Source organism: uncultured Capnocytophaga sp., from assembly GCF_938029845.1.
Classification (GTDB): domain Bacteria; phylum Bacteroidota; class Bacteroidia; order Flavobacteriales; family Flavobacteriaceae; genus Capnocytophaga.
On sequence record NZ_CALHGG010000090.1, the window covers coordinates 1 to 5336 of the forward strand.

2 protein-coding genes are annotated in these 5336 nt (G+C 44.2%); both read left to right on the forward strand.

Annotation, left to right across the window (positions count from 1 at the left end):
- The first annotated feature begins 412 nt into the window (after positions 1-412).
- Positions 413-3544, forward strand: coding sequence for a TonB-dependent receptor (locus tag Q0625_RS06555; protein WP_298824817.1), 3132 nt, complete (start codon positions 413-415; stop codon positions 3542-3544).
- Positions 3545-3555: 11 nt separating this feature from the next.
- Positions 3556-5025, forward strand: a complete 1470-nt coding sequence (locus tag Q0625_RS06560) for a RagB/SusD family nutrient uptake outer membrane protein (protein WP_298824820.1) — start codon at positions 3556-3558, stop codon at positions 5023-5025.
- Positions 5026-5336: the final 311 nt, after the last annotated feature.

Consider the following 5336-nt stretch of genomic DNA (forward strand, 5'->3'; position numbering starts at 1 on the left):
TCCCCCTTTGGAGGGGGTAGGGGGAGGTTTTTGAATATCAATAAGTTACAGAACTGGCGAAACTTAAATTACAAAATTAACCAAAGGTGCATATTGAACGTAAGTACAATATAAGTAAGCACTACTACAATATAAATTAAGCACACAAAAACAAATAAAATATTGTATTTTGTTTAATAAAATCAATATTTTTTGAATTATATTCAATCTTCCTATTTTTAGTTTCTTAATAGATACCTTCCAAACGTCTGTTTTTAAGCAACTTAATGAAAATAAAGCTTTTATCCATATTGATAATTTTTTATTTTTCTATGTAATACATTACTATTTATTGAAAAAATATTTAATTTATTTGTTTTATTTTCAAAAAAATAATGTATATTTGCAGCTTTCTATTAAAAAACATTCTGATATGAAGCAAAACAAACATTGGAGGTTATTGTATTTCCTCTTTACCCTTTGCCCCTTATGGCTTGTAGCCCAACAACTCACTGTAAAAGGAGTGGTAAAAGACACTGACGGAATGGAGATGCTCGGTGTCTCTATTATTGTCAAAGGCACCCAAAAAGGGGTCTCCACCGATGGCAATGGTCGTTATCAAATCAAAGTGCAACCTCATGACGTTCTTGTTTTCTCCAGTGTGGGGTATCTCCCCCAAGAGAAAACGGTAGAAAAGAGTGGAGTCATTGACATCACCTTGGAGGCTGAAGTGGTCGCACTCACAGGTACCGAAGTGGTCGCTGTCGCCTATGGAGCTACCGACAAAAAATCATTCACAGGTTCCATGACCACTGTCAAAGAGGAAACCATCAAAGGCGCACAGACCAACAATGTTGTAAAAGCCCTAGAAGGAGCCGTTGCGGGGGTACAGATCTCCACTGGTTCAGGGCAACCAGGGTCAAGTGCCTCTGTACGTATACGAGGTATTGGCTCTATCAATGCCTCCAGCAACCCCCTAGTTATCTTGGACGGCGTGCCTTACGAAGGGAGTCTCAATGCTATCAACAACAGTGATGTGGAGAGTATCAATATCCTCAAGGACGCATCGGCAGCAGCGCTCTATGGGGCACGAGGTGCCAATGGGGTGATTATCATCACTACCAAGAGTGGCGCACGAGGCCAGCTCTCCGTTCAGTACGACAGCCGTATAGGGTTCAACTATCGCGGGGTACCTGAGTATGACCTTATGAGTTCCCCCTCTGAATACTACGAAACCCTATGGCATGCCCTCTATAATCAAAGCCGATTTGGACAAAACCAACCCGAAGCCACCGCTCGCTCTTGGGCAAGCCAGCAGCTAATCCCCAATGTAGGGAGAGGGTACAACATATACAATGTACCTGACCAAGAGGTTGTTTTAGCCAATGGAAAGCTCAACCCTAATGCTCAGATAAAGTACTCCGATGTCGCCACCTTCAACCAATGGGAAAAGGCGCTTTTCAGACCAGGGGTACGCAAGGAACACAACCTTAGCCTAACGAAAGGCTCTGAGATCAATAACTTTTATTTCTCACTCGGTTACTTAAGCGATGAGGGGTATAACCTCAACTCCTATTTCAACCGATATGCCTCTCGCTTTTCCTACAAAGGAGAGATTACCCCATGGCTGAAAGTACATACTACCTCCATGCTTACCTATACCGAGAAGCAGGGAGCTACCTCCATCAGCTATTCCAATCCTTTCTCTTGGACACGTAACATAGCTCCTATCTACCCTATATACGAACATGACGCCTTGGGTAGGGTGCTAAGCAGTTATGACTATGGAGCCACTCGTAAGTATAATGACAATGCCAATCCCCTTGGTACTCAGAGGGAAAACATAGACCTGACGAGGGATTATTACCTTAATCAATCCATATCCCTAGACGCCAAGCTGCTAAAGAATGTACAATTCTCCACCACAGGGAATGTATATGGCAACTTCTACCAATCCAATAACTTCACCACCCCCTTGGCTGGCGAAGGAAAAGTATATGGAGGGAATGCCACTAAATCCCGCTCCGATGTTGTGGTAATGACCTTCAATCAGCTACTCAGATACCAAAATACTTGGAAGGACTACCACCTAGAAGCCCTTTTGGGTCATGAGTCCCACAAGGCACGTTCGGGAGCTATGACAGGTGCTAAGCGCAATTTTGTAGATCCTAGCAATAGTGAGTTCTCCAACGCCTCCGTTTTAGCGGCTTTGGACTCCTATACAAGCCACTATTTCATAGAAGGATACTTTGGGCAGATAAATGCCAACTACAAACAAAAATACTTCCTCTCCAGTAGCCTACGTCGTGATGCTTCTTCGGTATTTGCGCCCGAACATCGTTGGGGTACGTTCTGGTCAGTGGGAGGTTCTTGGCTAATCAGTCAGGAAGACTTTATTAAAAAAGCTACTTTTATCAATAGCCTAAAGGTAAAAGCCAGCTATGGAATACAAGGAAATGATGAACTCTATCTGCCCGATGGAGGTCGCTCCTTAGTACCCTATATGACCCTATATGAGGTTACCTCCGATGGTAGCACTGCCGGACTGCAAGCACGCTACAAAGGTAATCGCAACATCACTTGGGAGGAGAGTGGTAACTTCAATACAGGAATTGAGGCTACCCTATGGAATCACCTCCTTACGGTAGAGGCAGATTACTTTGTCAAGAAAACCAAGAACTTGCTCTTCAATATGCCCTTACCCTCCTCCACAGGCTTTAGCTCCGAACCAAGAAATGTAGCTGACATGGAAAACAAAGGGATTGACTTTGTCATTCACCTAAACCCAATAAAGCGTGAGCACTTCTCTTGGTCTGTGTCTTTCAATGGATTATATTACAAAAACACCATCACCAAGCTTCCTGAAGAACTCAGAGAAAAAGGCGTCTCTAGAGGAGGTTCCCAAATCCTAAAAGAAGGCGGTAGCATCTATGATTTCTATATGGTACGCTGGGCAGGGGTTAATCCTGACAATGGAGATGCCCAATTCTATATCAAGAACCCAGCCACAGGTGCTTATGAGGTAAAAGGCAGTGCTGCCTACGAAATGGAAAACAGTCGTACCTTCGTTGGTTCCTCCATTCCTGACTTACAAGGAGGTTTCGGTAGCAACCTTAGGCTGTATAACTTCGACCTCTCCTTACAGTTCGCCTACCAGCTTGGCGGCAAGTTCTACGACTATCAGTACGCAGGGCTTATGCACTCAGGACAGTTAGGTAGAGGATGGCATACCGATATGCGCGCACGCTGGAGCCCTGAAAACCCTCATACCGATGTGCCACGCTTGGAGTTTGCTAACCAAAAGCTACTGAGCTCCTCCGACCGTTTCTTAACAGATGCTTCCTATCTGTCCCTAAGAAACATCAGTGTAGGTTATAGCCTACCCGAAGAGGTTTGCCAAAAGCTACACCTAAATAAGCTCCGCTATTATATCACCGCTGAGAACGTATATCTGTGGAGCAAACGCAAGGGATTAGACCCTCGTTCGAGCCTCTCAGGGGTGAATAGCTCCGCTGTATATAGTCCTATACGTACTGTTTCTATGGGACTCAATCTTAACTTTTAATCCGATGCACCATGAAGAAAAATAATCTATACCTCCCATTATTCCTTTTAGGGCTGCTTATCAGTGCCTGTTCTAAAAGCGAATTTGACCCTAAAGTAGATGGCTTCCTTACTGAAGAACGAAAAAAGGAACTCATGAAAGGAGTAGAAACCAAAGCCAACCTCCTGCAAGTAGAGCTTAATGGTATCTATAACAACAATATACGTTCTCAATCCAATAGCGGGGAGACCTTTGGACTGAAGGCCATTCACCTAGCCACAGACCTCTCAGGGCTGGATATGGTACAACAATCCTACAGCTGGTTTGGTTTTGACTACAACTTTGATATGTGGCGTGCTGAATATGCCCGTACGGCCTTTTTATGGAATTTCCTCTATAAGCAAATCAGCTCTATCAATGCTGTACTTACCGAATATTTCCCTGAAGCACCTTCCCAAGCGGTATTGTATCAGAAATATGCGGAACTGAAATCCCTACGAGGTATCTACTATTACTACCTGATCAACCTCTACCAACATTCCTATAAGGGACATGAGAATGACCTAGGAGTTCCCCTAGTGCTACGCCCTACCGATGCCAAACTTCCTCGTGCTACGGTAGCAGCCGTATATGAGCAGCTCTTAGCCGATTTTTCGGTAGTAGATGATGCCCGTTTTGTAGTTACTGAAACCAAAACCGATGTAGATAAGGCAGTCGCTGCTACCTACCTAGCGAAGGTATATGCCCATCTTGAGCAATGGGATAAGGTGATTACCTATACCCGTATAGTACTCAATAGCCCTTATTTTACTTTTAGCTCCATGGCAGAGGTACAAGCAGCCAAGTGGGATATCTCCTCCCCCTCTTGGCTTTGGGCGTATGACATTACTCAGGAGACTACCACTCACTGGAATTCCTTCTATTCCAATATAGACAACACCAACCCTATAAGCTATGCAGGAGGAGGCGCCTTCAAGAGCATTTATAGTCTGCTCTATGCCCATATAGCCCCTAGTGATGTACGTCGCAACCTCTATATAAACCGCACCGAAACACCTACGATAGCCCGTAGATACCCACAGTTGCCTGATTATGCCAACCTAAAATATGTTACTGATACCCGCTTCTTAGGAGATTATTGTTTCCTACGTTTGGAAGATCCACTACTGCTCTATATAGAGGCCTTAGTGGAGAAAAGAGAGCTCTCCCGTGCTCAAAACACCTTAACCTATTTCATGCAGAACTTCCGTGATCCTTCCTATACCCCTACGGCTACAGACCAAGCCGCTTTGCGTGAGGAAGTACGTTGGCAACGCCGTATAGAGCTTTGGGGAGAAGGCAGCTCTTTCTTTGACTTCAAGCGTTGGGGATTAGGCGCCAACAGAACCCAAACAGGCAGCAACCATGTTTATGCCATAGATGTTCCTGCAGGAGACAGGCGTTGGGTGTATCAGATTCCTATTAGCGAGATAGAAGCCAATCCGAATATGGTACAGAATTAATGAGTTGATGAGTCAATGAGCTGATGGGTCAATGAGCCGATTTAAGGTTCCTTGACCCATCGGCTTATTTTATAATCTACTGCGTTCGCCCTCTATACCGCTGTCCCTGACGTCCTCTTCTACCTCTTTGCCCTTGTTGTAGCCCCCTACAACTGACCTCTGAAAAATTGTTTGACAAATATTAGATTATTTAAGTTTCACAAGTCATTTTTAGGTTATAATTAAATTTATAACTAATTAATAATCAGTGTATTGCAAATAAACCTCCCCCTTACCCCCTCCGAGAGGGGGAATAAATTCGTTGAAAAAGA